We start from the raw sequence: 23,706 nt of genomic DNA on the forward strand, positions 1-23,706 counted from the left end.
GCTGTCATCCCCAATATTGAGGATGATAGGCAATTTTTTACTGCGGCGTTAAAGCTTTTTCAGGGTGTTTTTCGCGGCGGGGGGCGTTGTCCCTGTGCCATCGGCGGGGTGGAAGCCGGCAGGGACGCGAGCTGCGCCGGTGTTCCCCAGCTTGAAATCGGCTGGCCGCCCCGGGTCAGCACGCGGCTGTCATAGAGTGCCAGCGAGCCCTCGAGCTGTCGCGTATCGGTACAGCGGTTGATGATGCCGCCGATATAGCTGATGCAGTCGGAGGTCGAGCCCTGCACCGAGCCGGTCGCCCAGTCCTTCACGATGCCGTCCGTGCCGACGAGGAAATAGGAGAGCCGCATATTGGTGGATTGCCTTGACGTGCCGACCAGCCCGCCAAAATCCGAGCCGGTCTCCGTCTGCGCGCCCGGCGCCATGTGGCGGTGGATCACCGAGCCATCGGCAAGCGGCGTAGACCCGATCGACGGCCCGAAGGTGGCGCGGTCATTGCCCGCCAGCTGTTCCAACGGCGATTGGCCGAGCGCTGCAACCTGCTGATAGGGCTTGCCCAGGGCATAGCTGGTAAAGGAGCGATTGGCGGCATTCTCTGCCTTTTCCGCCATGGAAGAACAGCCGGCCAGCACCAATGCCAGACCCATTGCCACCAGCTTTGCCCGTCGCATCCGCCCCTCCCAGATCGTCGCACCTAGTCCGTCCCGCCCCCATGAAAGCGCCAAAGCGCCCGGCGCGCAAGAGGCCGAGATTGATGGCCGTTCACGACTGCGCTATTCCGGCTGGGGATGGAGGTGACCATGGCGCGCATTCACATTCTCGGGGCTTCCGGATCCGGCACGACGACGCTCGGCGTGGCACTGTCACGGCATCTCGGCATTGCCCATGTCGATACCGACAGCCTTTACTGGATGCCCACCGATCCGCCATTCACCACGCCGCGACCGCTGCCCGAGCGGCAGGCACTGCTGGTCGACCGGCTGCCGGATGATGCCGACTGGGTTCTCTCGGGTTCGGCGCTGAAATGGGGCGAGCCGGTGGAGCCGCTGTATGATCTCGTGGTGTTCCTGACGCTCGATCCGAAGGTCAGGATGGCGCGCATCCTCAAGCGCGAGCAGGAGCGATACGGTCCCCGGATTGCCCCCGGTGGCGATATGTTTTCGACCAGCCAGGCCTTCATCGCCTGGGCGGCGGCCTATGACACCGCCGGTCCCGAGCAACGCAGCCGCAAGGCCCACGAGGCCTGGTTGTCCTCAGGCCGCTGGCCCGTCCTGAGGCTCGATTCCGCGGAGCCTGTCGAGGCCCTCGTGGCGGCCGTGAGCCGCCACCTCGACCAGACGACCTGACACGCTCACCTGATCGGCGTGAACATCATCGAGTGGCCGTTGATGCAGTAGCGCAGGCCTGTGGGCTTCGGTCCGTCCGGGAAGACGTGGCCCAGATGCCCGCCGCAATTGGCGCAGCGGATTTCCGTGCGCACCATGCCGAAGGACATGTCGCGATGTTCGGTCACGGCATCGGGCGTGACAGGCTCGAAATAGCTCGGCCAGCCGCAACCGGCATCGAACTTGGTGTCCGAAACGAACAGCGGCGTATCGCAGGCGGCGCAGCTATAGACCCCCTTTTCGAAATTGTCCCAGTACGGTCCGGTAAAGGCCCGTTCCGTGCCGTGCTCGCGCAGGATGCGATATTGCTCCGGCGTCAGCTGCTCGCGCCATTCGGCATCGGTCTTTTCGATTTTCGGCTTGGTTTCCTGTCTCATGGTGTGGATCTCCTTGTCGCCCCATAGATAGGGCGCCGAGGGCGGGACAGCAATCGCCCTGGCATCACGTTGACGCGGTCAAAGCATCCGCGGCTCCTCCCGCATCAGACCCACATCCCATGCCCAGCGCATGAGCGCTCAAAAAATCCATGCAAAATCATATGTGAGATGTCAGTTTGCAGTGAAAGCCGCCCGTTTCCCCTTGAGGACGCGGTTGCAATGGCCTAACACTTCGGCCCTGGCGCATGGAATGACCGACAAGTCGATGCGCAGGCCCGTGAATACAAGGACATGTAATGTTCGAAAATGTCGCCATTTTGACATTCGTCGCCATGCTGCTGCCCTTTGCCGGTGCCGTCGTAGCGCCGGTTTTGACTCGGTCGTTGGGGCATAATACGGCCTGGGTTCTCGTGCTCTTTCCGCTCCTTGCCTTCCTGCATTTCGCCGGTTTCCTGGGCGAGATTTCGGCTGGTGGCGTGGTTACCGGCGGATTTGCCTGGGTTCCGAGCCTCAACCTGAGCTTCTCCTGGTATCTCGACGGCTTGTCGCTCACCTTCGCGCTGCTTGTCACCGGCATCGGCGCGCTGATCTTGCTCTATGCCGGCGGCTACATGAAGGGTCATGCCCAGCAGGGCCGCTTCTTCTCCTTCATCCTGATGTTCATGGGCGCCATGCTCGGCCTCGTGGTGTCGGATAGCTTCCTGATGCTGTTCATCTATTGGGAGCTGACCTCGATCACCTCCTTCCTGCTGATCGGTTTCGATCACAGCCGCGAGCGCTCGCGCCGCGCGGCCCTCCAAGCGCTGGTCGTCACCGGCGGCGGCGGGCTGGCGCTTCTGGCAGGCCTCATCTTCCTGTGGAACATGACTGGCGTCACCCAGCTGTCGCTGCTGTTGCACACCGGCGATACGTTGCGGGAAAGCGCCTTCTATATTCCGGCCTTGCTTCTGGTGCTCGGCGGTGCCTTCACCAAGTCGGCGCAGTTTCCGTTCCATTTCTGGCTGCCCAACGCCATGGAAGCGCCGACCCCGGTTTCGGCCTACCTGCATTCGGCCACCATGGTAAAGGCGGGCGTCTATCTGCTGATGCGGCTCAATCCGGTTATGGGCGGCACGCCGGCCTGGGAAATCATCCTGCCGGTTTTCGGCGGCCTGACCCTTGTCGTCGGCGGCCTGCTTGCCGTCCGCCAGAGCGACCTGAAGCTGATGCTGGCCTATACCACCGTCGCCTCGCTTGGCCTGCTGGTGATGCTGACCGGCTTCGGCTCCGACTATGCCGTGGAAGCGGCGGTGCTTTATCTCGTGGCCCATTCCCTGTTCAAGGGCGCGCTGTTCATGGTGGCGGGCCTGATCGACCATGAGGCCGGCACCCGCGAGGTGACCCTGCTCGGCGGCCTGCGCGGCGCCATGCCGATCACCTTTGCCGCGGCGATCTGTGCGGCGATCTCCATGGGCGGCTTGCCGCCCTTCTTCGGCTTCCTCGCCAAGGAAGAAGTCTATGCCGCGCTCGCCCATGGCGATGCGAGATCCATCCTCTTCACGGGCGTAGCGATGGTCGGCAATGCGCTGATGTTCGCCATCGGCTTTGCGGTGGCCTTGCGACCCTTCCTCGGTCCCCATGTCGAAACGCCGAAACATGCCCATGAAGGCCCGCTGCTGCTCTGGCTCGGCCCGCTGGTTCTCGCGCTGTCGGGGCTTGGCGCAGCACTGCTGTCGCCGCTGGTGCATCAGCTGATTTCCTCGCCATTTGCGTCTGCTGTGGCCGGTCGCGCGCTGGAAGTCGAGATCAGCCTCGTGCCGCATATCGGCATACCGCTCCTGCTCTCGGCCGTGACGGTCGCGCTCGGCGTCGCGATCTATCTGCTGCTGGACCGGGTGCGGGCCGGCATGACCCGGCTGCTGGATGCCATCGGTCCCGGGCCGGATATCGCCTTCGATTATTTCATCGAGGGGTTGGTGCGCTATTCCTATCGCATCACGCGGATGGTCCAGAGCGGACGGCTGGAGACCTATGTCACGCTGACCTTCATCGTCATCGCCCTGGTATTGCTGGTGCCGCCGATTGTCTTCGGCGAACTGCCGGCCATGCCCTCCTGGCCTGCGGATGTCCAGTTCCACGAGCTTGCCTTCTTCGCCATCGCGCTGGTGGGCCTTGTCGCCGTACTCGCCGCCAAGAACCGCCTGACCGCCATTGTCTCGCTCGGCATCCAGGGCTTTGCCGTGGCCGTCATATTCCTGCTGTTCGGCGCGCCGGATCTGTCCTTCACCCAGTTCATGGTCGAGACGCTCTCGGTCGTGATCCTGGCGCTGGTCATGACCCGGCTCCGGCTCTCGCCCTCGGATCACCGCGATTGGCCGCAGTTGATCATGGACAGCACCATCGCCATCGCCTGCGGCCTCGGCTTCACCCTCATGCTGCTGAAATCCACGCAGCAGATGTTCGATACGGTGCTCACGGATTTCTTCAACACCTATTCCAAGGTCATCGCCCACGGCGCCAATGTCGTCAACGTCATCATCGTCGACTTCCGTGGCGTCGACACGCTCGGCGAAATCTCCGTCGTCATGATCACCGGGATGGCCATCCTGGCGCTCATCCGTATCCGCGCCTCGGTGCGCGAGGAGGGGAAGTGATGGTGGTTTTGATCAAGAAAGACCCTCTCTGGGCTGCCGCCCATCTCCCCCACAAGGGGGGAGAAGACCAAGCCGAAACCGCTCGCCCTGCACAAGCAATTGGAGTGGCCTGCCATATTCCCATATCCTTTGGTGAGGGTGGCCACAAACCGGGTGCTGAGCGGAGGCCAAGCGCGCGCCGCGAGTCATCTCCCCCCTTGTGGGGGAGATGGCCGGCAGGCCAGAGAGGGTCTTTCGCGTACAGCTTGCCGACCGGAGCCCGCCCATGAACACCCTGATCTTCCGCACTGTCGCGCCCTTCCTCACCGCGCTGATGGTGCTCTTCTCCATCTTCGTGCTGCTGCGCGGGCATAACGAGCCGGGCGGTGGCTTCATTGGCGGGTTGATCGCGGCCTCGGCCATGGCGATCTATGGCATCGCCTATGGTGTCCAGGCGGTTCGCCGGGCGCTCTGGTTCCATCCCATGTCGATTGCCGGCAGCGGCCTGCTGCTGGCCACCGTCTCCGGTCTCATCTCGGCCTTTGTCGGCGTGCCCTTCATGACGGGTCTCTGGGTCTATCCGGTGCTCGCCGGTGTCGAGGTGCCGCTCGCCACCGTCATGTCCTTCGATGTCGGCGTCTATCTCGTCGTGGTGGGCGCCATCACCTCCATGGCACTGGCGCTGGAAGAAAGGGATGACGGCTGATGGAAGGGCTGTTCGCGATCCTGGTTGGCGTTTTCTTCGCGGTTGCCATCTATCTCATGCTGTCGCGCCACATCGTGCGCATCCTGCTGGGCATCGCCATCCTCGGCAATGCCGTCAACATGCTGCTCTTCAGCTCGGGTCGGCTGACCCGCGAGGTGCCGCCGATCATCCCCGCTGGCAGCGACACGCTGGCGAGCTCGGCGGCCAATCCCCTGCCGCAGGCGCTGATCCTGACGGCCATCGTGATTTCCTTTTCCTTCTTCTGTTTCCTGCTGGTGCTGACCTACCGCGCCTATCAAGACCTGAAGACCGACGATACCGACGAGATGCGCGTCGCCGAACCGGCCGACGAGCCTCTGCCGCCCCTGGGATATTGAGACTGATGTTGAGCAAGAATACCCCCCTCTGGTCTGCCAGATATAGTCTCGTCGACGTTCCTCTCCCGCGGTTCGATCGGTTGGGCGCGCGCTCCCTAATCCCAACCGATCTCGGTGAAAGACTATGCGGATACCGCGCGTCGATCTCCCCCCTTGAGGGGGGTGAGGCATGGTCGGCGAAGCCGAGCAATCGATCCAGTGAATCGATTGCAATGCCGAACGCCGGCAGACCAGAGGGGGGTACCCGCGCTCTAAGGCCGGCAACTCCCTTCGATACAACGTTCGGAGCCCACCTCTGATGGCCGCGCCCACCACCACGACCGTCGATCTCTCGGCAGCCCTCGTCATGGCGCCCGTCACGGCGGCGCAATGGCTGGCCATCCTGCCGGTTGCGCTGTGCCTGGCCGCCGGCTCGGTGCTCATGATGGTGCGCCACAACACCCGCATTCAACCCTATATCGCCATCTCAGCGCTCGGCCTGCTGGTCATCATCGATCTGCTGCTGCTGCGCCATGTGCTGCTCAACGGGCCGGTGACGATGATGATGGGCCGCTGGCTGCCGCCCTTCGGCATTGCGTTTACGGTGGATCTCACCGGCGCGCTCTTTGCCTTGACCTCGGCGGTGGTCGCTCTCGCCGGCGCCATCTATGCGCTTGGCGATGTCAATACCAGCGGCCGGCGTTATGGTTTCTATCCCTTCCTGCTGGTGCTGATGGCCGGTGTCTCAGGCGCCTTCCTGACGGGCGACATCTTCAATCTCTATGTCTGGTTCGAGGTGCTGCTCATCTCCTCCTTCGGCCTGCTGGTCCTGGGCTCCGAGCGTGAGCAGATCGACGGCGCGCTGAAATATGCCATCCTCAACCTGATCGCCACCACGCTGTTCCTGATCTCCGTCGGCTTTCTCTATGCCATGTTCGGCACGCTCAATATGGCCGATATCGCCGCCAAGGCCGGTGAGTTGCGCGGCACAGCACCTTTGATGACGCTCGGAGCGCTGTTCGTGCTGGCCTTCGGCATGAAGGCGGCGGCCTTCCCGGTGAATTTCTGGCTGCCCGCCTCCTATCACACCCCCCGTGTGGTGGTATCGGCGCTGTTTGCCGGCCTGCTCACTAAGGTCGGCATCTATGCCCTTGTCAGGACCATGGTCATGCTCCTGCCGGTCGAGGGCGAGGCCTTGAGCCTTGTCGTGGCCATCGCTGCCTCCGCCACCATGATCCTCGGTGCGCTGGGCGCCCTGGCGCAGGTGGATATCAGGCGCTTCCTCGGTTTCGTGGTCGTCTCGGGCATCGGCTACATGCTGGCCGGCATCGCGGTCGGCGGCGAATCCGGCGTGTCGGCGGCGATTTTCTACGCGCTGCATTCCATCGTGCTGATGACCGCCCTTTATCTCGTGGCCGGCATTGCCGCGCGCCTCGGCGGCAGCTTCTCGCTGGCCGGTCTTTCGGGTCTTTATGGGTTAGTTCCCGCCTTTGCCTTCCTGTCGCTGGCGCTGTTCTTCGCCGGTTCCGGCCTGCCGCCGTTTTCCGGCTTCTGGCCCAAGGCACTCCTGGTCAAGGCCTCGCTCGACATCGGCGCCTGGTGGCTGGCCACCGCCATCCTGGTTTCCGGCTTCGTCACCACCATCGCCTTCGGCCGGGTGTTCCTGCTGGCCTATTGGCGCCCGGGCCGGCAACAGGCAGACGGAACCGTTGCCGCCCCGGCCTTTACCATGGCTGAACTGCTGCCCGTGGTGGTGCTGACGGCGCTGATCGTCTGGTTCGGCCTGTTTCCGGAACAGCTGATCGTGCTAAGCCAGCAGGCGGCCGCGACGCTGATCGAGCCGAGCGGCTACTTGAAGTCGGTCTTCCCGCAGGGAGTGTCGCCATGATCCTCTACGCCATCAACCTGCTCATGGCGATCATCTGGGCCGCCGTCACCGGCAGCGCCTCCTTGCACAATCTCATCTTCGGCTTCGTGCTGTCGACGCTGACCCTCGGCCTGATCCGCGAGCAGATCAATGGCAGCGGCTATCTCGGCCGCAGCATGCGGGTGCTGTCGCTGGTCATGCTGTTCTTTGTCGAACTGGCCAAGTCGGCCTGGAAGGTCATGCTGATGGTGCTCAATCCCCGGCTGGACCTGCAGCCCGGCATCTTTGCCTTTCCGCTCACCGTGCAGCGCGATTTCGAGATCACCTTGCTGGCCAATCTCATCACGCTGACGCCCGGCACGCTTTCGGTCGACGTGTCGGACGACAAGAAGACGCTGTACGTGCATGCGCTTGACTGCAGCGATGTCGAGGGCACGATCCGCGATATTGCCGATGGCTTCGAGCGCAAGATCATGGAGGCCTTCCAATGACCGCCGCCGATACCGTAGTTCTCGCCGCCTGCAATTTTGCCCTTGTGGTGCTGGGCGTGTCGTTCTTTCTCACGGTCTACCGTGTCGTCAAGGGACCGACCCTGCCGGACCGGGTTCTGGCGCTCGATATGCTGGTCGGCATCGCCATCGGCTTCATCGCCGTCATCGCCATCCGCACCGGCTATACGCTGTATATCGACATTGCCATCGCGCTTGGTCTCGTCGGCTTCCTCGCCACCATCGCCTTTGCCCGCTTCATCCTGTCGCGCGGCCGGGTCGATGAGCAGGATGAGGAGAAGGCGCCGCCTGCGACAAGCGCCGCCAAGGCCTCGCCATCGGCCAAGAAGCCCGGCAAGGCCGCCGCAAGTGGTAAATCGCCCCGCGCTCCCGGTGGCGCCGTGAAGGGAGGCCGCTGATGGAACTTGTCTTCGCCCTTGTCACCGCCGTCATCATCGTCGTCGGTGCTTTCTTCAGCCTGGTCGCCGCCATCGGCATCAACCGGCTGCCGGATCTCTATACCCGCATGCATGCCGCCTCCAAGGCCGGCACCATCGGCTCGGGCCTGCTGCTGCTGGCGGTCGGCGTGCATGCCGCCGATCTCGCGACGCTGAGCCGGGCGCTTGCGGGCTTCTTCTTCTTTATCCTGACTGCCCCGGTATCGGCGCACCTCCTAGCCAAGGCTGCGCACCAGGTGGGTTATCCGCTGGCACGACTGTCAACGCGCGATGATTTGAAGAAGAGCCAGACTGTTAAGGCGCGCAAGTCTTCTGACAAACGCGATGATAAATAGTACATTTGTTCCATCATGCGTTGCTTTTATACCGCAGTGCTCATTTTCTTATTATCTTGGACTACGCCAAAATTGGTAAAATTATGAATTGGCGCACGGTGCAAATAGTGATAATCGCGATATTGGATCGTTGATTTCGTCAATCAAGCATTTTTTAGCCAATTTGCCGGGGTCTATTGTCGATCGTAGCTGAACGGAAACACGCGCTTGCGACGGGTGTATCCAGGATGCCGATGGGCCGGATATGCGATCAGGCAGACCGAAGCCGAAGCGGATGCTGGAAGTCTAGGGGTAGACTTCGGGCCGTATGGCGGGCGGAAACCTCGGATTGGGTCTGTCGAACAAGAGTGAATGGCTTTGCGCCTTTTTGACGCGGCCGGGCTGGGCAAGCCGTAGCGAACAGGAGAATGACAATGAGTGAAACCTCTAACAGCGCCGGCCGGGATCTCCTGGTCGAGCTGACGGCCGATATCGTTGCTGCCTATGTCAGCAATCATGTCGTGCCGGTTGCGGAACTGACGGGATTGATATCGGATGTGCATGCCGCGCTCAGCAATACGACTGCGCCGGCACCGATGGTTTCGGTAATCGAAAAGCAGAAGCCGGCCGTTGCCGTGCGCCGTTCGGTGCAGGACGACCAGATCATCTGCCTGGAATGCGGCGGCGCCTTCAAGTCGCTCAAGCGCCACCTGATGACCCATCACAGCCTCGCACCGGAAGAATATCGCGAGAAGTGGGACCTCCCGGTCGACTACCCCATGGTGGCACCGGCCTATGCCGAAGCGCGCTCGCGCCTGGCCAAGGAAATGGGCCTCGGCCAGCGGCGCAAGCGTTCGCGCTGAGCGATCAGGTCGCAGATATCAAGGCCGGCTTTCCACGAAGCCGGCCTTTTTTAATGTCTTGTGCGAGGAAAAAATTCCCTCAACCGGGGATGGATTTCTGCGGAAACTCAATATCATCAAGCTCATGATCTGAAAATGGTGCTTGGCTCATCCCCGGTTCCTCGCTAGGGTATATGAATTAATTCCTATTCCTAGGGAGTATTCATAATGTCCTCACCCATTGCCGCCGCGCTCGCTCCGCCCCTCGCGCCGCCTGTCTATCCGCCCGAACCTGATGCCACGACGCCCATCAATCCGCTGCATCTCTCCCATTGCGCTGCCATCTGGCAGATGACGGAGGAGATGCTGGCCCTGACCGCGGGAGACCGCGCCGCCCGTCGCGATCGCCGGCGGCTCGCCTGCCATGCCCGGCAGATCGCCATGTATGTCTGCCATGTCGTCTTGCGCCTGTCGCTCAGCGAAATCGGCCGCGCTTTCGGGCGAGATCGCACGACGGTCGGCCATGCCTGCCACGTGGTGGAAGACCGCCGCGACGATCCGGCTTTTGAGGCCTTTGTCTCGGCGCTGGAACGGGTGGCCCGCCGTCTGGTCGAGCCGCAGGCGGGGGTGTTCCATGGCTGAAACCGGCAAGAGGCTCAAGCGGCCCACACCGGGCCAGGGCAGGGGGCAGAAGGTCACCGCAGCAAAGGCTGGCGAACAGGCGGGCCGCCGCTCGCTTCTGCGCCTGCTGCGGCTCGTCCTGTCCGCACCGGTGGAGGTCGCGTCGGAGAATGGGGCCGACGTGGTGCTTACCGCCGCCGATGGCACGCGCACCAGCCATGCGGCCGCGCTTTTGGCCGGTGCCGTCGCGCGCGGCCTGCTGCACCGGCGCGACGATCGCCTGGAGGCGGGCAGCGAGGCCCGCGCCTTCCTGCGCCGCGCCCTGGCCGAAGGCGATCCGGAAGAGCGATTCCAGGTCCAGCATCGCGAGGAGGCGCAGGTCCAGCTTCGCCATGAGGGCGTGCTGCAATCGGTCCGCCGCAACCTCACCGAATCGCCGCTCGGTGCCGTCGCCCGGCTCAAGGAGAAATCCGGGGAGCCGTTTCTGAGCCCCGAGGCCATCGAGGCCGGTGAACGGCTCGCCGCCGATTTCGAGCGCGGCGGGCTTCAGCCCCGGATCACCGCCTCCTGGGAGCCGCGCCTCTCCAGCCGCGCACCGGGCCAGGCCACGGCTTCCGACATTTCCGACAGCGCCATGGCCGCCCGCCGCCGTGTCAGTCTCGCGATCGAAGCCATGGGGCCGGAACTCTCCGGCGTGGCGCTCGATGTCTGCTGCTTCGCCAAGGGGCTGGAAACCGTGGAGCGCGAACGCCAATGGCCCGCACGCTCCGCCAAGCTGATGCTGCGCGCGGCCCTCCTGGCCCTCGCCCGCCACTACCAGCCGCCGGTCGCAAGACCGAACGCGCGTCATTGGGGCGCGGAGGACTTTCGGCCGGTGCTGGGGTAGGGGGCTGCGCCTTGCACGAATACCTATTGCGGCAATAGGTGCGAGGTGTCGGCCAGGCGCAGAACTGCTCTGCTGCGGAAGAAATCATCCTGTTTCAGATGCGTGATGCTGCCGCCTTTGGCAGGGAAGGAGGCAAAGCCGCAGCCATTGATCGGCAGTTTCATCCACGCGCAGATGACCAGTGTCAGGGCAAAGCCGTGGGTCACGATGATCTGGGTGTCGCAATCCCGCTGCAGAACAGGGTCGAGCCAGGCATAGATGCGCTCGGCCACCTCGCGGCGTGTCTCACCGCCCTCGATGCCGCCGCGATGGTCGAGCCTGTCGTTATCGGGTGCAGGCACATAGCGTTCATCCAGCCATGCCTGCGGTTGTCCCTCGGCCACGCCGTAGCTGATTTCCCGCAGCGCAGCGGTTGCCGCGACCGGCTGACCAAAGCGATCGCCGATCACGGCGGCAGTCTGCATGGCCCGCTGTAAGTCAGATGAGTAGATCTCCACATTCTGATGGGCTATCCAGTCGAGCAGTCGGTCTGCTGTCTTTGCGGCATCGTCACGGCCCTTCTCGGTAAGACCCGTGTCATACCACCCACCCACTTTTCCCTCGACATGGTGGATGGACTGCGTGTGCGTAACGACGAACAGGTTTTTCATAGGGCGCTCCCAGTCAGGCGACTGCGACGACGGAGATCATGCCGGAATGATCACGAAACCGACGGACCGCTGGCCGCCGCCCCCACCGTCATCGCCGCCTCTTCGCGAATACGCTTCACCATCGAGCGCAGGCCGTTGGCCCGTTGGGCGGTGAGATATTCGATCAGCCGCATCTTGCCGAAGAGATCGAGCGCGTCGAGCCGGGCGACTTCGGAGGCATGCTTGCCGGAATAGATGGCGAGCACGATGGCGACGAGGCCGCGGACGATATGGGCGTCCGACTGGCCCTCATAGGTCATGACGGGATCGGCCGCATCGCCGTCGCTATGGCTGACGAGCCAGACCTGGCTGGCGCAGCCCTGAACCTTGTTTTCCGCCGTCATCTGCTCGGGCGCCAGGTCGGGCAGCGCCTTGCCGAGTTCGATCACATAGCTCATGCGGTCTTCCCAGTCGTCGAGATAGGCAAAGTCATCGATAATCTGCTCAAGCGAGGCCATGGCACACCGGTCGTTTCATGTTGACCCCGATATAGGGCAAAGCGCTGTCGAAATGAACCATGGCCGCAGACGAAAAAAACCGCGAGGAACCGAAGTTCCCCGCGGGCCAGCGCGAGCTGAAGTTGAACATGCGGGACAGGCATGACAGGCGCGGGTAGCCAGGGACGGCGTCCCCGCACATGTTGGTGGTGGCGGGGCAAAGGGCCGCGCCGGAAAGCAAGATCAGGTGTTCAGGAGCCGGGTCGCGGCTGTGGAACCGGCACATGCACGGTAATCGTCAAGGGCTGGCGAACGGTGCCGGTCACCACTTCGTCGGATAGCGCATCGCCGAGGGATCCCACGCCCTCTGCCGAGGCGACGGTATCGTCAGTAGCCGGGCCAACAGGGGGCTGGCCAAGAGGAGCGCCCTCGCCAGGCTGGCCTTCGGCAAGCTTTTCATCAAGGATCTGGTAGGCGACGAGGGCACCGGCCTTGGCGCGCTGGCCGATGGCCTGCAGCGTTTCGGCGCCCTGGACGCAGACATCGGGTTTTTCGACGCAGATGGAGGCAATGTAGCTATAGGCGCCGGTCGCCGCCGCAATGGCATCACCGATCTCAATCCCGGGCGCTGCTGCCAGTTCCGTGTCCTCCGGCTTGCCGAAATAGGACAGGAGCACCAGCACCATGGAAAACCAGAATGTTCCCTTGATCAGAAACCACATCGTCCAAAATCCATCCCATGTCGCCGCTATAAGGCAGCTTCGTGCCGGTTGTTCCGGCTTGTTGGAGAGAAGCTATCGTCCGGGTCGTAAGATCGGTTTGCGAAACTCGATCGGCTTTTCGGCGAATTTGACTAAAATGCCGCAGATCTCCCCCGCGCTTTTGCATTTGCATCAAGCTTTACCGGTCGATGTTAAGCATAATTATGGCGCGCTCCATGCTTTGCAGGGGATAGCGCGGGAGCCCGCGCCGCAAGTCTTAACGGCACCCCTAAACCTGTCTCGAAACGGGCCGTTACGGGGCATTAACCACGAATGCCAAAGCCCCCTCCGATTGTCCCGAAACGGGCATTTCCGGCCCAAACCGGGGCTTTCCGGGCCCCTTGCCTTATCTTTTCCTTAAGCCGCCAACGCCTATGGTCAGCATTGAAATTGAACCGTTTTACGGACTGTAGCGTGAGTGTACCGAGTAACATGGCTGGAACTGCGACGGCGATCCTGGATCGCTTGGCGGAGCGATATCTGGCCCGCATCGGCGGTGGCATGGAAGCCGATCGCCATGAGGTCGTGGCACTGCGTCATCTCGTCATCTGCTTCGCGTTGCCGCTCTTTCTCGTGCCCGGCGTTCTTGCCTTCCTGCTGAGCCCCGCCGTCGCCCTGCCGCTTGGCGTCGCCGTGGTCGTTGCCGCCTTCCTCGTCACCTCGGTCGTCGTCATCGGCCTCTCGCGCCTGCCATCGGGCCGCCAGCAGCCGACGCCGGATCAGGAGAGCCTGCCGCTCGATCTCTGCCCCGGCCTGATGTTGGTCCTTGATTCGCAGGGCCATGTGCAGCGGGCGGGCGGGCGCGACCGCGATGTCTTCATGCCCTTCCTGCGCGATGCCTTCCGCCGGCCCTTTGTCGACCAGGTCCATGTCTCGGACCGGATCGCGCTCGCCACCCAGCTGGACGAGCTGCGCCAAGGCGCGGATGCCGCCGTGGTCGATATCCGGCTGGAGCGGCCGCTTCTGGGGCTCGACCAGAGCCAGTTCATGAATGTGCGCGTCGATATGACCGGCCGGCGCAATGCCGATGGCGTGCTGGAATCGGTCGTCGTGCAGCTCCTCGATATCGAGACCGAGCTTGCGATCCGCAGCGACGCTGCCCGCGTTGCCGCCGAGGCGGAGCAGGCCAATGAAGCGAAGACCCGCTTCTTGGCCGCCGTCAGCCATGAACTGCGCACGCCGCTCAATGCCATCCTCGGCTTTTCCGACATTCTTCGTGGCGAATATTTCGGCGCGCTCGCCAATGATCGCCAGCGTGAATATGTGCAGCTGATCCACCAGTCCGGCGCCCATCTCCTGTCGGTCGTCAATGCCATGCTCGACATGAGCAAGATCGAGGCCGGCCGCTACGAGCTGATGCTGGAACCCTTCGATATCGCCCGCACGGTCGCCGATTGCGAAAACATGCTGGGTCTGCAGGCGCGCGAAAAGGGCGTGGTGCTGACCAGCCGCATCGGCCGGGGCTTGAGCGAGGTGGTCGCCGACCAGCGCGCCATCCGCCAAGTGCTGATCAATCTCGTCGGCAATGCGCTGAAGTTCACCGATGCCGGCGGCTCCGTCATCGTCGATGCGGTGTTGGACGGCGGTGACCTGAAGCTCTCCGTCAGCGATACCGGCATTGGCATTGCCGCGGACAAGATTGCGCTGCTTGGTCAACCTTTCACCCAGATCCAGAGCGAATATAACCGCCGCTATGAGGGGTCGGGCCTCGGCCTCTCGCTCGTCAAGGGCCTGACGGCCCTGCATGGCGGCAGCTTCGCCATCGCCAGCCAGCCCGGAGAGGGCACGGTCGTGACGGTCACGCTGCCGGCCGATGGCTCCGGTGCGGCGGATCTCGCGGCAGGCGGTGCAAACAGCAATACGGTGGAGTTTCCGCCGCGACTCGGTGCAGCGCCGGCAGCCGCACCGAATGCAATGAAGGATGTGGGCCTGCATGACGCAGCGAAAGCGAAAATCGCCTGAGAAGAAGCCCGCGCGCAAGCCGCGTGGTCTCGTCTCGCGCGCCGCTTCGGCGCTGATGGGTGCTGTCGTGCGCCGGCCGGCGCAGGCCGGCGGCATTGCCGCATTCGTCGTCGTCTTCGGCGTCGTGGCCGCCAATGCCCTGTGGTATCAGCCGGGTCGCCATCCCCAGCCCTTCTTCCGCACCCGCGACAGCGAGGATTTCACCGCCATGGCGGGCTTGCGGCGCTCGCCGATGATCGAGCCCGACCCCGCAACGGTCACCACCTTCCGCATCGAGCGCGAGGGCAGCCAGCCTGATGGCGCTGCCGGGCAGCCGCCCGCTGCAGCCCAGGACGATCTTGCCGCGATCATCGAGCGGCAGGATGATCCAGCCCTCGTGCGCGCCGTCCAGCAGGAGCTGTTGAACCGCAAGCTCTACCAGGGCACGGTGGATGGCGTCAGCGGCCGCGGCACCAGCGCCGCCATCACCGCCTACCAGCGTCAGGTCGGCCTTGCCGAAACCGGCCTCGCCACGCCCGAGCTTCTGGCCGCGCTTCAGGGGGATGCCCCGGCACCGCGCCGGCAGGCGGCAGCGACACCCGCGGCCGCAACAGCAGAACCCGCCACCGTGCCGCTGCAGCGACCGACCGCCGACAGCCTGTCCTCCGCGGAAGATCCGGTTGCCGCCGCCATTCGCGATGCCGAAAAGCGCCGTCCCGTTGCGCCGATGATCCCGCCGGCGCCCGTGCCCAACAAGCCCACGGCCACCAAGCCGGCGCCTGACAAGCCCGTGGCCACCGCACCAGCCCCCGATGCGCCGCAATCGGCCGCACTCAATCGCTCCGCCCAGCCGCCGGCCCAGCGGGTCGCCGCCGCACCCGATGATGTCTCGCAAACCGTGGCCAAGATCACCGGCGATGCGGAACTGACCATGTCCATCCAGCGCGGCCTGTCGAACATCGCCTATGCCGATGTCACCATCGATGGCGTCGCCGGCGAACAGACCCGTGCCGCCATCCGTCACTTCGAGCGTCACTACCGCCTGCCGGAAACCGGCGAGCCCAATCCGCAGGTGCTGAAGAAGCTGAAGGACATCGGCGCGCTCTGAACCGCCCTACGCCTTTCGTCTAACCCGGAAACGCTGCCATTTCGGCAGTGCAATATATTCGGATTTCCGAATTTTTAACCATAACGGGCAATACTTCCTCCCTGAAATGGAGGATTGCACCTGATGAGTCTGGCCCAGACGAGCGGAAGCTATGACGCCGAACAGGACGCTACGGCCCCCGCAGTGGAGGCGGCGCATCTGCGCGACATCATCCTGCGGCTGTCGCGGGAAGCGTCCAGCCTCGGCATCGACATCGTGGATATCGCCGGCACCATCCAGGACATGGCTGCCATGTCGCACCGCCATGCCGCGACCTTCGACCAGGTCACCAAGGCGGCGCTGACGATCGCCGACACCAACAATGCCATTGCCGATTCTCTGCGCCAGACCGACGAGATGGCCGGCCGCGCCCGGCAGATGTTGACGGAATCTGCCACGCGCATGAGCGGCGCGGTCAGCCAGATCGACCTGATGGTCACGGCCTCCAACCAGATCTCGGGCGAGATCGGCACCTTCTCCCAGTCCCTGTCGGATGTCGACAAGGTCGCTGAGGAGATCGGCAGCATCGCCCGGCAGACCAATCTGCTGGCGCTCAATGCTGCCATCGAAGCCGCTCGCGCCGGCGAGGCGGGCAAGGGCTTTGCGGTGGTGGCGTCGGAAATCCGGGCGCTGTCACTGCAGACCTCCCAGGCCACCAGTTCTATCCAGCAGATCCTTGATGGCATCCGCGTCAAGATCAGCCGCCTGGCGGAAGCGGGCCGCGGCGCAAATGGCAGCGCGCTCGGCGTGCGCGAAACCTCCCAGGCGATGAACCAGTCCTTCGGCTCCATGGAGCAGGTCATCAGCCGCATCCTCGACGGCTCCTCGGCCATGGCCTGCACCACCGAGACGGTGAGCCGCCAATGCGCCGATTTCGTCACCACGCTCGGCGGCATGGCAGCTGACGTGTTGAAGTCGGATGCCGCCCTGACCCAGGCCTCCACCCGTGTCGACAAGGTCGTCAATCTCTCGGAAATGCTGATCCAGCTCACCGCCAGCGCCGGCATTGAGACAGTAGACAGCCCGTGGATCAACAAGGCCGTGGAGATTGCCGACACCATTTCCGAAGCCTTCGAGCGGGCGGTGCAATCCGGTCGCATCAGCATGAACCAGCTGTTTGACCGCAATTATCGGCCGATCCCAGGCACCGACCCGGTCCAGGTCATGACCGCCTTCACCGAGCTGACGGACCAGTTGCTGCCGCCGATCCAGGAGCCGATCCTGGCCATCAGCGATCGCATCGGCTTCTGCGCCGCGGTCGATGAAAACGGCTACCTGCCGACCCACAACAAGAAATTCGCCCAACCGCAGCGGCCGGGCGATTCCGTCTGGAACACCGCCAATTGCCGCAACCGCCGCATCTTCAACGACCGCGTCGGGCTTTCCGCCGGCCGCTCGACAGCACCCTTCCTGGTCCAGACCTACCGCCGCGACATGGGCGGTGGCAATTTCGTGCTGATGAAGGACATTTCCGCCCCCATCACCGTCGGCGGCCGCCACTGGGGCGGCCTGCGGCTCGCCATCCGGGTCTGACAGGGCAGGGACCACGACGTATTTCGTCCGGGGGGCGACGGCGGACAGCGTGTAACATGATCCGGCATGACGAGAGACCATGTCACATCAGTGACGCCTTGGCGTCAGGGCTTTCGGATCGAGGCGAGGCTGACGGCGAGGTCCATGGTCTGCTTGCCGGAGGCGGTGGCGATTTCGGCGAGCGGCTTGTCGGCTTCGGCGGCGGCAAAGCCCTTTTCCTTCAGCAGCGCCACCAGCGATTCCGTCGTCTGGTCGTAGATCGGCGCCACCTTGGCGGGCGTGCTGGCCATGACCCGGTTGATCACCGCAAACTGCGGATTGCCGCCCGTGCTGGACGCCGTTCCGGTGATTGACGGCCAGGCGAAGGCAAGCGAGGCGACGAGCGAGACACCGAGAGCGATGGCCATGGGCAAACGCCTGAAATAATTGAGGAACGGCCGCCAGTTCTTCCAGATATGCAGGACGAAGGGCAAGATCAGCACCATGCTCAGCCATTCATGCATGCCGTGGAAGGCGGCGCCGCCCCAATGGAAGAACAGGGCGATGCCGGAGACCAGGGAGACGACGAACAATCCTGTGGTCAGCGGCGTGGCATAACGGGCAAGCAAGGCAGGCATATCAGGTCAATCCTCTATAAGCGTTTTCAAAAACGCTTAAGACGCGCGGCCGCGGATGTCCCGTTAAATCCTTGTCATGTTTGCGAATGCGCAAGACGCGAACTGGTCACTCTGTCCGCGGCGCATAGACCAGATGCAGCGTGTCCTCGTCGATCTTCGTGCTGGAGACCAGTCTCAGCGGTGGCGTCGATGCGGGGAAAAACGGCTTTCCGCTTCCCAGCACCACGGGCCGCAGGTGCAGATGGTATTCGGCGATCAGCCCCATCCGCGCCGCAAGGCCGGCCAGTTCGGGACCGGAGACGCTGACGATGCCATCGGTCTCTTCCGCAACCTGCCGGAACAGGGCCTCGGCATCGTCGCGGACAAGGGTCGCATTGGGACCGACCGAGGTCAGGGTGCTGGAGACGACCCATTTCGGCATTCGCCGCCAGACCGCGGCAAACTCCCGCTGCGGCGCGTCCCATTCCGGGCGATCCTCGTCCCAGTAATGCATGAGTTCATACATCCGCCGGCCATAGATGGCGCCGGCATGGCCGCGGATGGTCTCGATCCAATAGCGGAAATGCGCGGCACTCGGCGGCCCCATCGCAAGCGTGCCCTCGAGGTCATCGACATAGCCGTCAACCGACACATTCATTGCCAGGATCATCTTGCCCATGATCGACATCTCCCATTGCCGCAGCTCGGAAGGCTAGCAATAGAACTTGCAGATTGCAAGTGGATTGGAGGCCGCGCCCGATCAAGCCTTCGCCAGCGGCAACAGGTCACCCACGGCGTCCATCTCGATTTCCAGCACCCAGAGATCGCTGTCCCATTTCAATTCGCGGGAGATGAGGGCATCGACCTCCGCCGCTTCCACCTGGTCCAGCCGGATCTCGAACAGCCGATCCCCGGCCGCATCCTCATCGACAAGGCTTTGCGGCGCAGGCGCATAGATCGTTTCCAGCCCGTCGCGTCCCCGGCGGCGCACGAAGATGGCACCGGCCTGGTCCATGCCCTTGCGTTCGACAGCGGCAAAGCCACCGGCGGCAAAGACGCGGCGGATCAGGGCGGAAACATAGATATCGGATCGAAGGCGCATGGCAGGCTTGTAGAGCAGCGGCCGGCATAGCGCAAATCGCGATGGATGATGGCCTTCGTCACAGCGGTTCTGGCAAGTGACGGGGGACATCGACAAGCCCGGTCCAGTTTGGCAAGCTCACGCTCTCCATCATCCCCAGCACTTTCAGAGGAGGAGCTGCGATGCACCGTTCCATCGTCACCATGACCGTGCTCGGCTTGGCGACCGCCTGTCTCGTCGGCCTGCCCGTGGCGCAGGCCCTTGCCGCTGGTGTCGAGATCATCGAACGGGATGGCCAGGTGGTGGAACTCAGGGGGCTGGATGACAGCGATGACTGCGCCTTTGCCGAGACCACCGGCGTGGTGGTGCGGGTCGACAAGGCCGGCAAGGGCAAGGTGCCCGAGGGCTTCTGGTTGAAGGACGAGTTTGGCGAGAGCTATGTCAACCTGGGCGATATCGCCGCAAGGACACCCGCGCGCGACCGCAAGAAGGCGGTGGAGGGCTTGCTGGCGATTGTTCAGCCCGGCAACCGGCTGGAGCTTGGCCTGCACGGTTGCGGCGCCCGCGCCGCCGTCGAAAAGCTGGTCTGGGTCAGGCTGTCCGTGACCGAGCCCGCGGCAGAATCGGGCGCCACGGCCACGATTTCAGGCACGTTTTCCTATCCCAGCGATCACATTCCGTCGGATCTCGAGGTCTGCGCGGAGGGGGTGGAGAGCAAGGCGCAATATTGCACGGCCCGGAAGATCATGGCCAAGACGGAGACGAAGTATGAGCTGAAGGTTCCGCCAGGCAGCTATCACGTCTTTGCCCGCCATTCCGATCGCCAGTCGGCCAGCGCTGAGAACATGGATCCCGATTACCGCGCCTATTACTCGGACTTCGTCACCTGCGGGCTGAACGTCAACTGTCCGTCCCACCAGCCGATCACCGTGGAGGCGGTCGCCGGCAAGACGGTCAAGGCCGATCCGCATGACTGGTATAACAATCTATAGCGCCATCAGCCGCCCAGCGTGAACACCTCGCCATCGGCCGGGATCAGCAGGCGTGTCGGCGCAAGGCCGGCGGCTTCGGCGGCGGCGCGGAGATCGGCGCGGCTGACGGTGGCGTGGTCCAGCGCCTCCATATGCACGGCGACGACGGTGGCCGCGGGCGCGGATTGGCAGACGGCAACGGTCTCGGCCGCATCCATCACGATCAGGTCGCCATCCCACCGGGCGCCGCAGCTATGAGTGAAGATGACATCCGGCTTGGTTGCGGCGATGGTTTCGGCGACAGGCGGATAGAGCACGGTGTCGCCCGACCAGTAGACTGAGGGTTCGCCCGGCGCCGTCAGGCTGAAGCCCATGACCGGCCCCATGAGATCGACCACCGGACCCAGCCCATGGCTGCCGGCGCGGCGGGTGAAGGTCAGTCCCTGCCATGTCATGACATCGGAAAGCGGGGTGACATCGGTGAAGCCAGATTCGCGGATTTTCTGCTCGTCGCCGGGCTGGCACAGGATCGGCAGGTGCTTTGGCAGCCGCGCCTTGGCCACGCCGTCGAAATGGTCAGTATGCAGATGGGAGACAACGACCAGCTCGACGCCTTCCAATATCGCGTCGATGGTCACCGGCAGTTCCGTCATCGGGTTCGGCGAGCGGCCGGTGAAGGACGGCAGGCTGTGGCGATCGGCGAGATAGGGATCGATGAGAACCGTTCGTCCGGCATACCAGAGCTTCAGGGTGGCGTTGCGGATCAGCTGGCACTTCATCGGCGGTCTCCTGTTTTGCGGACACCACATCTGCACCAGCCGGCGGCATAGCGCAACCGGGCAAGGGGGCCTGTCGGAGCCTCTGAGAGACCCTCTTGCCGGGCGGGCGCGAGCGCACCCGTCGTCCACAGCCATTAGACGAAGGTTGATCTCTGCATCATGACGCCCCGATGTTAACAATATCGGTGTCGGCAGATGCCGTCTCGTGGGAGGACCTCAAGGTGGGCGGAAAGCCGCAGACGGTTAGCGGCAGATGATGGCAGGGAGATGATCCCCGCTGTCTCAAGACCTTGTTACACGATCCTGACAACCCTGATTGAGTCTGGCGGCTCCGTACCAGCATGTCTTGCTGATCGGCCGTCAGGGAGGAGGACAAATGGCAGCAATTGAAATGAGCGCACGGGACAGATCACGTCCCATGACGGCCGAGGAGAAGAAAGTCATCATGGCTTCTTCTGCCGGTACCATTTTCGAATGGTATGACTTCTATCTCTACGGTTCACTCGCCGCCATCATCGGTGCGCAGTTCTTCACGGCGTTTCCGGAAGCCACGCGAAACGTCTTTGCGCTGCTGGCCTTCGCCGCAGGCTTCATCGTGCGCCCCTTCGGCGCGCTGGTCTTCGGTGCGCTGGGCGACATCGTCGGCCGCAAATACACCTTCCTCATGACCATCCTGATCATGGGTCTGTCGACCTTCCTGGTCGGCCTTCTACCCTCCTACAGCAGCTGGGGGGCTGCGGCGCCGGTCATCCTGATCATCCTGCGCATGCTCCAGGGCCTGGCGCTGGGCGGTGAGTATGGCGGTGCAGCCGTCTACGTGGCTGAACATGCTCCGGCGAATCAGCGCGGCTATTTCACCTCCTTCATCCAGACCACGGCGACGCTCGGGCTCCTGCTCTCGCTGATCGTCATTCTCTCGGTGCAGAGCTACGTGAATGCCAACTGGGATCCGACCCCGGTTCTCGACGCGGCCGGTGCTGCCGTGCTGAACCCCGATGGCACCCCGCGCATGATCAAGGCCTTCGACCTGTGGGGCTGGCGCATTCCGTTCCTCGGCTCGATCGTGCTGCTGCTGATCTCGCTCTATATCCGCATGCAGATGAACGAATCCCCCGCCTTCAAGAAGATGAAGGAAGAGGGTGCAGCCTCCAAGGCACCGCTGCGCGAAGCCTTCGGTACCTGGAAGAACGGCAAGTTCGCACTCATCGCACTGTTCGGCCTCGTCGCAGGCCAGGCCGTTGTCTGGTATTCCGGCCAGTTCTACGCCCTGTTCTTCCTGCAGAACGTCATCAAGGTCGATAGCTTCACGGCCAACGTCATGGTGGCCTGGTCGCTGATCCTCGGCACCGGCGGCTTCCTGTTCTTCGGCTCGCTGTCCGACAAGATCGGCCGCAAGCCGATCATCCTGGCGGGCTGCGCCATCGCCGCTGCTACCTACAGCTTCGTCTTCCCGATGCTGACCAAGGTCGCCAACCCGGCCCTGCATGCCGCACAGCAGACCGCCGTGACGGTAACCGCAGCACCCGGCGACTGCTCGTTCCAGTTCAACCCGGTTGGTACCGCCAAGTTCACCTCGTCTTGCGATATCGCCAAGTCGACGCTCGCCCGCTCCTCGGTCAACTACACCTCGGTGCAGGATCCGGCCGTCACCACGGCACAGGTCAAGATCGGCGAAACCGTCATTCCGTCCTACGACGTATCGACGCTGACCGGCGACGCGGTCAAGGCGACGCCTGCCGCCTTCACCAAGTCGGTGAACGAAGCCCTGACCGCCGCCGGCTATCCGGTCTCGGCAGACAAAAACACCACCGTCATCCGCGCTGCGCACTTCTTCGACATCTTCTCCGGCCAGAAGCTCGCAGTCGTGCTCATCCTGACCTACCTCATCATCCTGGTGACCATGGTCTATGCCCCGATCGCGGCGATGCTCGTCGAACTCTTCCCGACCCGCATCCGCTATTCCGGCCTGTCGCTGCCCTACCATATCGGTAACGGCTGGTTCGGCGGCCTGATGCCGGCAACCGCCTTCGCCATCTCCGCCCAGACCGGTAACGTCTATGGCGGCCTGTGGTACCCGATCATGATCGCAGCGGTGACGGTCGTGATCGGCGCCCTGTTCGTGCCGGGCAACACCCACAAGAAGGACATCTTCGCCGACGACGCGAAGTAACCGAAAGACAAGGCCGGCCCGAACGGGTCGGCCTTCACCCTCACGGGGAGCCGGTGGCAGCGATGCCGCCGGCTTTTTCGTTTGGGGGTAAGGCTCTTGGTGAAGCTGGCCGTGGTCTTTTGGCCGGCACAAACAGTTCACCGCCACGGCGGCCCGCAGCGTGAAGTCGGGTTTGTGCTTAATCAGGAGCCTGAGCCGCTATCCGCGCTGCCGGAGGTAGGGAGCCGGATCAGCCCTGGCGCCGCGCCTTGTTCCAGATCGTCCAGCCCAACAGCAGAACGCCGACAATGATCGCGTTTGCAGCGATACCCGTTGCAATCGCCAGCGTGCGGTCCGTCGTGGCGCTCGATGCGGTGGTCATCGGCAGCAGGATGGCGACGAAGACGACGCCGAGCGCCAGCGGCACGACAAAGCCCGATGCTGCCCGCGTGCGCACCGCCGTCACGATCAGGAAGAACAGCAGACCGATGCGGAAGGGGTCAGCGAGTTGAGATATCAGCAGGTCCATCGCGTTCCATCCTCCAGGTCGACCGCCGGATCCACCCAGACAGGGCAGCATCAGCGGGTCTGCGCGCCAAATAGTCGCTCAGTTCTGCAAGGCCAGCGGCGTCAAAGCAAGGGGCAAGCCGGGAACTAGCACTACTTTGGCAGAATTAGATTTTCGGGCTGAAAGTGCTGTTGGCTGTGCG

Annotated in this window: 26 protein-coding genes; 16 read left to right on the forward strand and 10 right to left on the reverse strand. The window is 63.5% G+C overall.

The features are described 5' to 3' along the window. Positions 1-59: 59 nt before the first annotated feature. Entirely contained in the window at positions 60-671 is a 612-nt protein-coding gene (locus tag B9A97_RS16255; protein ID WP_143530506.1) for a hypothetical protein, read from the reverse strand. Positions 672-800: 129 nt separating this feature from the next. Here B9A97_RS16255 and B9A97_RS16260 point away from each other — a divergent pair, with 129 nt between their 5' ends. Then, on the forward strand, positions 801-1,346 hold the full coding sequence (locus tag B9A97_RS16260; protein ID WP_084366400.1) for an ATP-binding protein: 546 nt from the start codon (positions 801-803) through the stop codon (positions 1,344-1,346). Positions 1,347-1,351: 5 nt separating this feature from the next. Here B9A97_RS16260 and msrB read toward each other — a convergent pair whose 3' ends face one another. Beyond that, positions 1,352-1,762 (reverse strand): peptide-methionine (R)-S-oxide reductase MsrB, encoded by a 411-nt coding sequence (gene msrB, locus B9A97_RS16265; RefSeq protein ID WP_084366401.1) that lies wholly within the window; start codon positions 1,760-1,762, stop codon positions 1,352-1,354. 296 nt (positions 1,763-2,058) lie between these two features. Between msrB and B9A97_RS16270 the strand changes: the two genes are divergently transcribed. The 10 genes from B9A97_RS16270 to B9A97_RS16315 all read left to right on the forward strand — a co-directional run bounded on the left by B9A97_RS16270 (position 2,059) and on the right by B9A97_RS16315 (position 10,912). Then, the gene (locus tag B9A97_RS16270; RefSeq protein ID WP_084366402.1) at positions 2,059-4,395 is read left to right on the forward strand and encodes a putative monovalent cation/H+ antiporter subunit A; all 2,337 of its coding nucleotides are present in this window, start codon (positions 2,059-2,061) and stop codon (positions 4,393-4,395) included. A gap of 265 nt (positions 4,396-4,660) precedes the next feature. Beyond that, a complete protein-coding gene (locus B9A97_RS16275) occupies positions 4,661-5,080 on the forward strand; it encodes a Na+/H+ antiporter subunit B (protein WP_084366403.1) in 420 nt (139 codons plus the stop codon). Further along, positions 5,080-5,457, forward strand: coding sequence for a Na+/H+ antiporter subunit C (locus tag B9A97_RS16280; protein WP_084366404.1), 378 nt, complete (start codon positions 5,080-5,082; stop codon positions 5,455-5,457). Before B9A97_RS16275 ends, B9A97_RS16280 begins: the two co-directional genes overlap by 1 nt. 298 nt (positions 5,458-5,755) lie before the next feature. Beyond that, positions 5,756-7,324, forward strand: a complete 1,569-nt coding sequence (locus B9A97_RS16285; RefSeq protein ID WP_084366405.1) for a Na+/H+ antiporter subunit D — start codon at positions 5,756-5,758, stop codon at positions 7,322-7,324. Further along, positions 7,321-7,794, forward strand: a complete 474-nt coding sequence (locus B9A97_RS16290; protein ID WP_084366406.1) for a Na+/H+ antiporter subunit E — start codon at positions 7,321-7,323, stop codon at positions 7,792-7,794. Before B9A97_RS16285 ends, B9A97_RS16290 begins: the two co-directional genes overlap by 4 nt. Further along, entirely contained in the window at positions 7,791-8,210 is a 420-nt protein-coding gene (locus B9A97_RS16295; RefSeq protein ID WP_084366407.1) for a cation:proton antiporter, read from the forward strand. Before B9A97_RS16290 ends, B9A97_RS16295 begins: the two co-directional genes overlap by 4 nt. After that, complete coding sequence (gene mnhG / locus B9A97_RS16300; RefSeq protein WP_084366408.1) at positions 8,207-8,584, forward strand: monovalent cation/H(+) antiporter subunit G; 378 nt, start codon at positions 8,207-8,209, stop codon at positions 8,582-8,584. Before B9A97_RS16295 ends, mnhG begins: the two co-directional genes overlap by 4 nt. 413 nt (positions 8,585-8,997) lie before the next feature. Further along, positions 8,998-9,426 (forward strand): Ros/MucR family transcriptional regulator, encoded by a 429-nt coding sequence (locus tag B9A97_RS16305; RefSeq protein ID WP_084366409.1) that lies wholly within the window; start codon positions 8,998-9,000, stop codon positions 9,424-9,426. Positions 9,427-9,633: 207 nt separating this feature from the next. Then, entirely contained in the window at positions 9,634-10,047 is a 414-nt protein-coding gene (locus B9A97_RS16310; RefSeq protein WP_084366410.1) for a helix-turn-helix domain-containing protein, read from the forward strand. Then, on the forward strand, positions 9,929-10,912 hold the full coding sequence (locus B9A97_RS16315; protein WP_244564260.1) for a DUF6456 domain-containing protein: 984 nt from the start codon (positions 9,929-9,931) through the stop codon (positions 10,910-10,912). The genes B9A97_RS16310 and B9A97_RS16315 overlap by 119 nt, the downstream gene beginning before the upstream one ends. A gap of 23 nt (positions 10,913-10,935) precedes the next feature. Here B9A97_RS16315 and B9A97_RS16320 read toward each other — a convergent pair whose 3' ends face one another. From B9A97_RS16320 to B9A97_RS16330, 3 genes are all read right to left on the reverse strand, one after another. Further along, positions 10,936-11,562, reverse strand: a complete 627-nt coding sequence (locus B9A97_RS16320) for a histidine phosphatase family protein (protein ID WP_084366411.1) — start codon at positions 11,560-11,562, stop codon at positions 10,936-10,938. Positions 11,563-11,612: 50 nt separating this feature from the next. Next, entirely contained in the window at positions 11,613-12,059 is a 447-nt protein-coding gene (locus B9A97_RS16325) for a SufE family protein (RefSeq protein ID WP_084366412.1), read from the reverse strand. 230 nt (positions 12,060-12,289) lie between these two features. Beyond that, complete coding sequence (locus B9A97_RS16330) at positions 12,290-12,760, reverse strand: DUF5330 domain-containing protein (protein WP_084366413.1); 471 nt, start codon at positions 12,758-12,760, stop codon at positions 12,290-12,292. Between the two features lie 471 nt (positions 12,761-13,231). Here B9A97_RS16330 and B9A97_RS16335 point away from each other — a divergent pair, with 471 nt between their 5' ends. The 3 genes from B9A97_RS16335 to B9A97_RS16345 all read left to right on the forward strand — a co-directional run bounded on the left by B9A97_RS16335 (position 13,232) and on the right by B9A97_RS16345 (position 17,420). Next, positions 13,232-14,761 carry a sensor histidine kinase gene (locus B9A97_RS16335; protein WP_179145308.1) on the forward strand — a complete coding sequence of 510 codons (1,530 nt, stop codon included), beginning with the start codon at positions 13,232-13,234 and terminating at the stop codon, positions 14,759-14,761. Continuing rightward, complete coding sequence (locus tag B9A97_RS16340) at positions 14,733-15,848, forward strand: peptidoglycan-binding domain-containing protein (RefSeq protein WP_084366444.1); 1,116 nt, start codon at positions 14,733-14,735, stop codon at positions 15,846-15,848. The genes B9A97_RS16335 and B9A97_RS16340 overlap by 29 nt, the downstream gene beginning before the upstream one ends. A gap of 123 nt (positions 15,849-15,971) precedes the next feature. Next, a complete protein-coding gene (locus B9A97_RS16345; protein ID WP_084366415.1) occupies positions 15,972-17,420 on the forward strand; it encodes a methyl-accepting chemotaxis protein in 1,449 nt (482 codons plus the stop codon). 104 nt (positions 17,421-17,524) lie between these two features. On the opposite strand, the gene B9A97_RS16350 is transcribed toward B9A97_RS16345, so the two are convergent. The 3 genes from B9A97_RS16350 to B9A97_RS16360 all read right to left on the reverse strand — a co-directional run bounded on the left by B9A97_RS16350 (position 17,525) and on the right by B9A97_RS16360 (position 19,118). Then, positions 17,525-18,037 carry a DUF4405 domain-containing protein gene (locus B9A97_RS16350; RefSeq protein WP_084366416.1) on the reverse strand — a complete coding sequence of 171 codons (513 nt, stop codon included), beginning with the start codon at positions 18,035-18,037 and terminating at the stop codon, positions 17,525-17,527. 106 nt (positions 18,038-18,143) lie between these two features. After that, positions 18,144-18,695 (reverse strand): dihydrofolate reductase family protein, encoded by a 552-nt coding sequence (locus B9A97_RS16355; protein ID WP_084366445.1) that lies wholly within the window; start codon positions 18,693-18,695, stop codon positions 18,144-18,146. An 81-nt stretch (positions 18,696-18,776) separates the two neighbouring features. Further along, positions 18,777-19,118, reverse strand: coding sequence for a DUF1491 family protein (locus tag B9A97_RS16360; RefSeq protein WP_084366446.1), 342 nt, complete (start codon positions 19,116-19,118; stop codon positions 18,777-18,779). 161 nt (positions 19,119-19,279) lie between these two features. Here B9A97_RS16360 and B9A97_RS16365 point away from each other — a divergent pair, with 161 nt between their 5' ends. Then, the gene (locus B9A97_RS16365) at positions 19,280-20,089 is read left to right on the forward strand and encodes a hypothetical protein (RefSeq protein ID WP_084366417.1); all 810 of its coding nucleotides are present in this window, start codon (positions 19,280-19,282) and stop codon (positions 20,087-20,089) included. 5 nt (positions 20,090-20,094) lie between these two features. Here the strand turns inward: B9A97_RS16365 and B9A97_RS16370 are convergent, their stop codons facing one another. Then, entirely contained in the window at positions 20,095-20,847 is a 753-nt protein-coding gene (locus B9A97_RS16370; protein ID WP_084366418.1) for an MBL fold metallo-hydrolase, read from the reverse strand. A 418-nt stretch (positions 20,848-21,265) separates the two neighbouring features. Between B9A97_RS16370 and B9A97_RS16375 the strand changes: the two genes are divergently transcribed. Continuing rightward, complete coding sequence (locus tag B9A97_RS16375) at positions 21,266-23,017, forward strand: MFS transporter (protein ID WP_143530518.1); 1,752 nt, start codon at positions 21,266-21,268, stop codon at positions 23,015-23,017. 229 nt (positions 23,018-23,246) lie between these two features. On the opposite strand, the gene B9A97_RS16380 is transcribed toward B9A97_RS16375, so the two are convergent. Then, positions 23,247-23,525 carry a hypothetical protein gene (locus B9A97_RS16380; RefSeq protein WP_084366420.1) on the reverse strand — a complete coding sequence of 93 codons (279 nt, stop codon included), beginning with the start codon at positions 23,523-23,525 and terminating at the stop codon, positions 23,247-23,249. Positions 23,526-23,706: the final 181 nt, after the last annotated feature.

The sequence above is a fragment of the Rhizobium sp. RU36D genome (assembly GCF_900176345.1).
Classification (GTDB): Bacteria; Pseudomonadota; Alphaproteobacteria; order Rhizobiales; family Rhizobiaceae; genus Allorhizobium.

What these genes read in the sequence shown, in the direction of transcription:
- B9A97_RS16355 (WP_084366445.1), bottom strand. Translation starts at nt 18,695, where the DNA reads ATGGGCAAGATGATCCTGGCAATGAATGTGTCGGTTGACGGCTATGTC.
- B9A97_RS16260 (WP_084366400.1), top strand. Translation starts at nt 801, where the DNA reads ATGGCGCGCATTCACATTCTCGGGGCTTCCGGATCCGGCACGACGACG.
- B9A97_RS16350 (WP_084366416.1), bottom strand. Translation starts at nt 18,037, where the DNA reads ATGCCTGCCTTGCTTGCCCGTTATGCCACGCCGCTGACCACAGGATTG.
- B9A97_RS16365 (WP_084366417.1), top strand. Translation starts at nt 19,280, where the DNA reads ATGCACCGTTCCATCGTCACCATGACCGTGCTCGGCTTGGCGACCGCC.
- B9A97_RS16275 (WP_084366403.1), top strand. Translation starts at nt 4,661, where the DNA reads ATGAACACCCTGATCTTCCGCACTGTCGCGCCCTTCCTCACCGCGCTG.
- B9A97_RS16285 (WP_084366405.1), top strand. Translation starts at nt 5,756, where the DNA reads ATGGCCGCGCCCACCACCACGACCGTCGATCTCTCGGCAGCCCTCGTC.
- B9A97_RS16280 (WP_084366404.1), top strand. Translation starts at nt 5,080, where the DNA reads ATGGAAGGGCTGTTCGCGATCCTGGTTGGCGTTTTCTTCGCGGTTGCC.
- msrB (WP_084366401.1), bottom strand. Translation starts at nt 1,762, where the DNA reads ATGAGACAGGAAACCAAGCCGAAAATCGAAAAGACCGATGCCGAATGG.
- B9A97_RS16270 (WP_084366402.1), top strand. Translation starts at nt 2,059, where the DNA reads ATGTTCGAAAATGTCGCCATTTTGACATTCGTCGCCATGCTGCTGCCC.
- B9A97_RS16310 (WP_084366410.1), top strand. Translation starts at nt 9,634, where the DNA reads ATGTCCTCACCCATTGCCGCCGCGCTCGCTCCGCCCCTCGCGCCGCCT.
- B9A97_RS16325 (WP_084366412.1), bottom strand. Translation starts at nt 12,059, where the DNA reads ATGGCCTCGCTTGAGCAGATTATCGATGACTTTGCCTATCTCGACGAC.
- B9A97_RS16290 (WP_084366406.1), top strand. Translation starts at nt 7,321, where the DNA reads ATGATCCTCTACGCCATCAACCTGCTCATGGCGATCATCTGGGCCGCC.
- B9A97_RS16295 (WP_084366407.1), top strand. Translation starts at nt 7,791, where the DNA reads ATGACCGCCGCCGATACCGTAGTTCTCGCCGCCTGCAATTTTGCCCTT.
- B9A97_RS16335 (WP_179145308.1), top strand. Translation starts at nt 13,232, where the DNA reads ATGGCTGGAACTGCGACGGCGATCCTGGATCGCTTGGCGGAGCGATAT.
- B9A97_RS16255 (WP_143530506.1), bottom strand. Translation starts at nt 671, where the DNA reads ATGCGACGGGCAAAGCTGGTGGCAATGGGTCTGGCATTGGTGCTGGCC.
- B9A97_RS16315 (WP_244564260.1), top strand. Translation starts at nt 9,929, where the DNA reads ATGCCTGCCACGTGGTGGAAGACCGCCGCGACGATCCGGCTTTTGAGG.
- B9A97_RS16360 (WP_084366446.1), bottom strand. Translation starts at nt 19,118, where the DNA reads ATGCGCCTTCGATCCGATATCTATGTTTCCGCCCTGATCCGCCGCGTC.
- B9A97_RS16375 (WP_143530518.1), top strand. Translation starts at nt 21,266, where the DNA reads ATGACGGCCGAGGAGAAGAAAGTCATCATGGCTTCTTCTGCCGGTACC.
- B9A97_RS16305 (WP_084366409.1), top strand. Translation starts at nt 8,998, where the DNA reads ATGAGTGAAACCTCTAACAGCGCCGGCCGGGATCTCCTGGTCGAGCTG.
- B9A97_RS16380 (WP_084366420.1), bottom strand. Translation starts at nt 23,525, where the DNA reads ATGGACCTGCTGATATCTCAACTCGCTGACCCCTTCCGCATCGGTCTG.
- B9A97_RS16345 (WP_084366415.1), top strand. Translation starts at nt 15,972, where the DNA reads ATGAGTCTGGCCCAGACGAGCGGAAGCTATGACGCCGAACAGGACGCT.
- B9A97_RS16370 (WP_084366418.1), bottom strand. Translation starts at nt 20,847, where the DNA reads ATGAAGTGCCAGCTGATCCGCAACGCCACCCTGAAGCTCTGGTATGCC.
- B9A97_RS16340 (WP_084366444.1), top strand. Translation starts at nt 14,733, where the DNA reads ATGACGCAGCGAAAGCGAAAATCGCCTGAGAAGAAGCCCGCGCGCAAG.
- B9A97_RS16330 (WP_084366413.1), bottom strand. Translation starts at nt 12,760, where the DNA reads ATGTGGTTTCTGATCAAGGGAACATTCTGGTTTTCCATGGTGCTGGTG.
- B9A97_RS16320 (WP_084366411.1), bottom strand. Translation starts at nt 11,562, where the DNA reads ATGAAAAACCTGTTCGTCGTTACGCACACGCAGTCCATCCACCATGTC.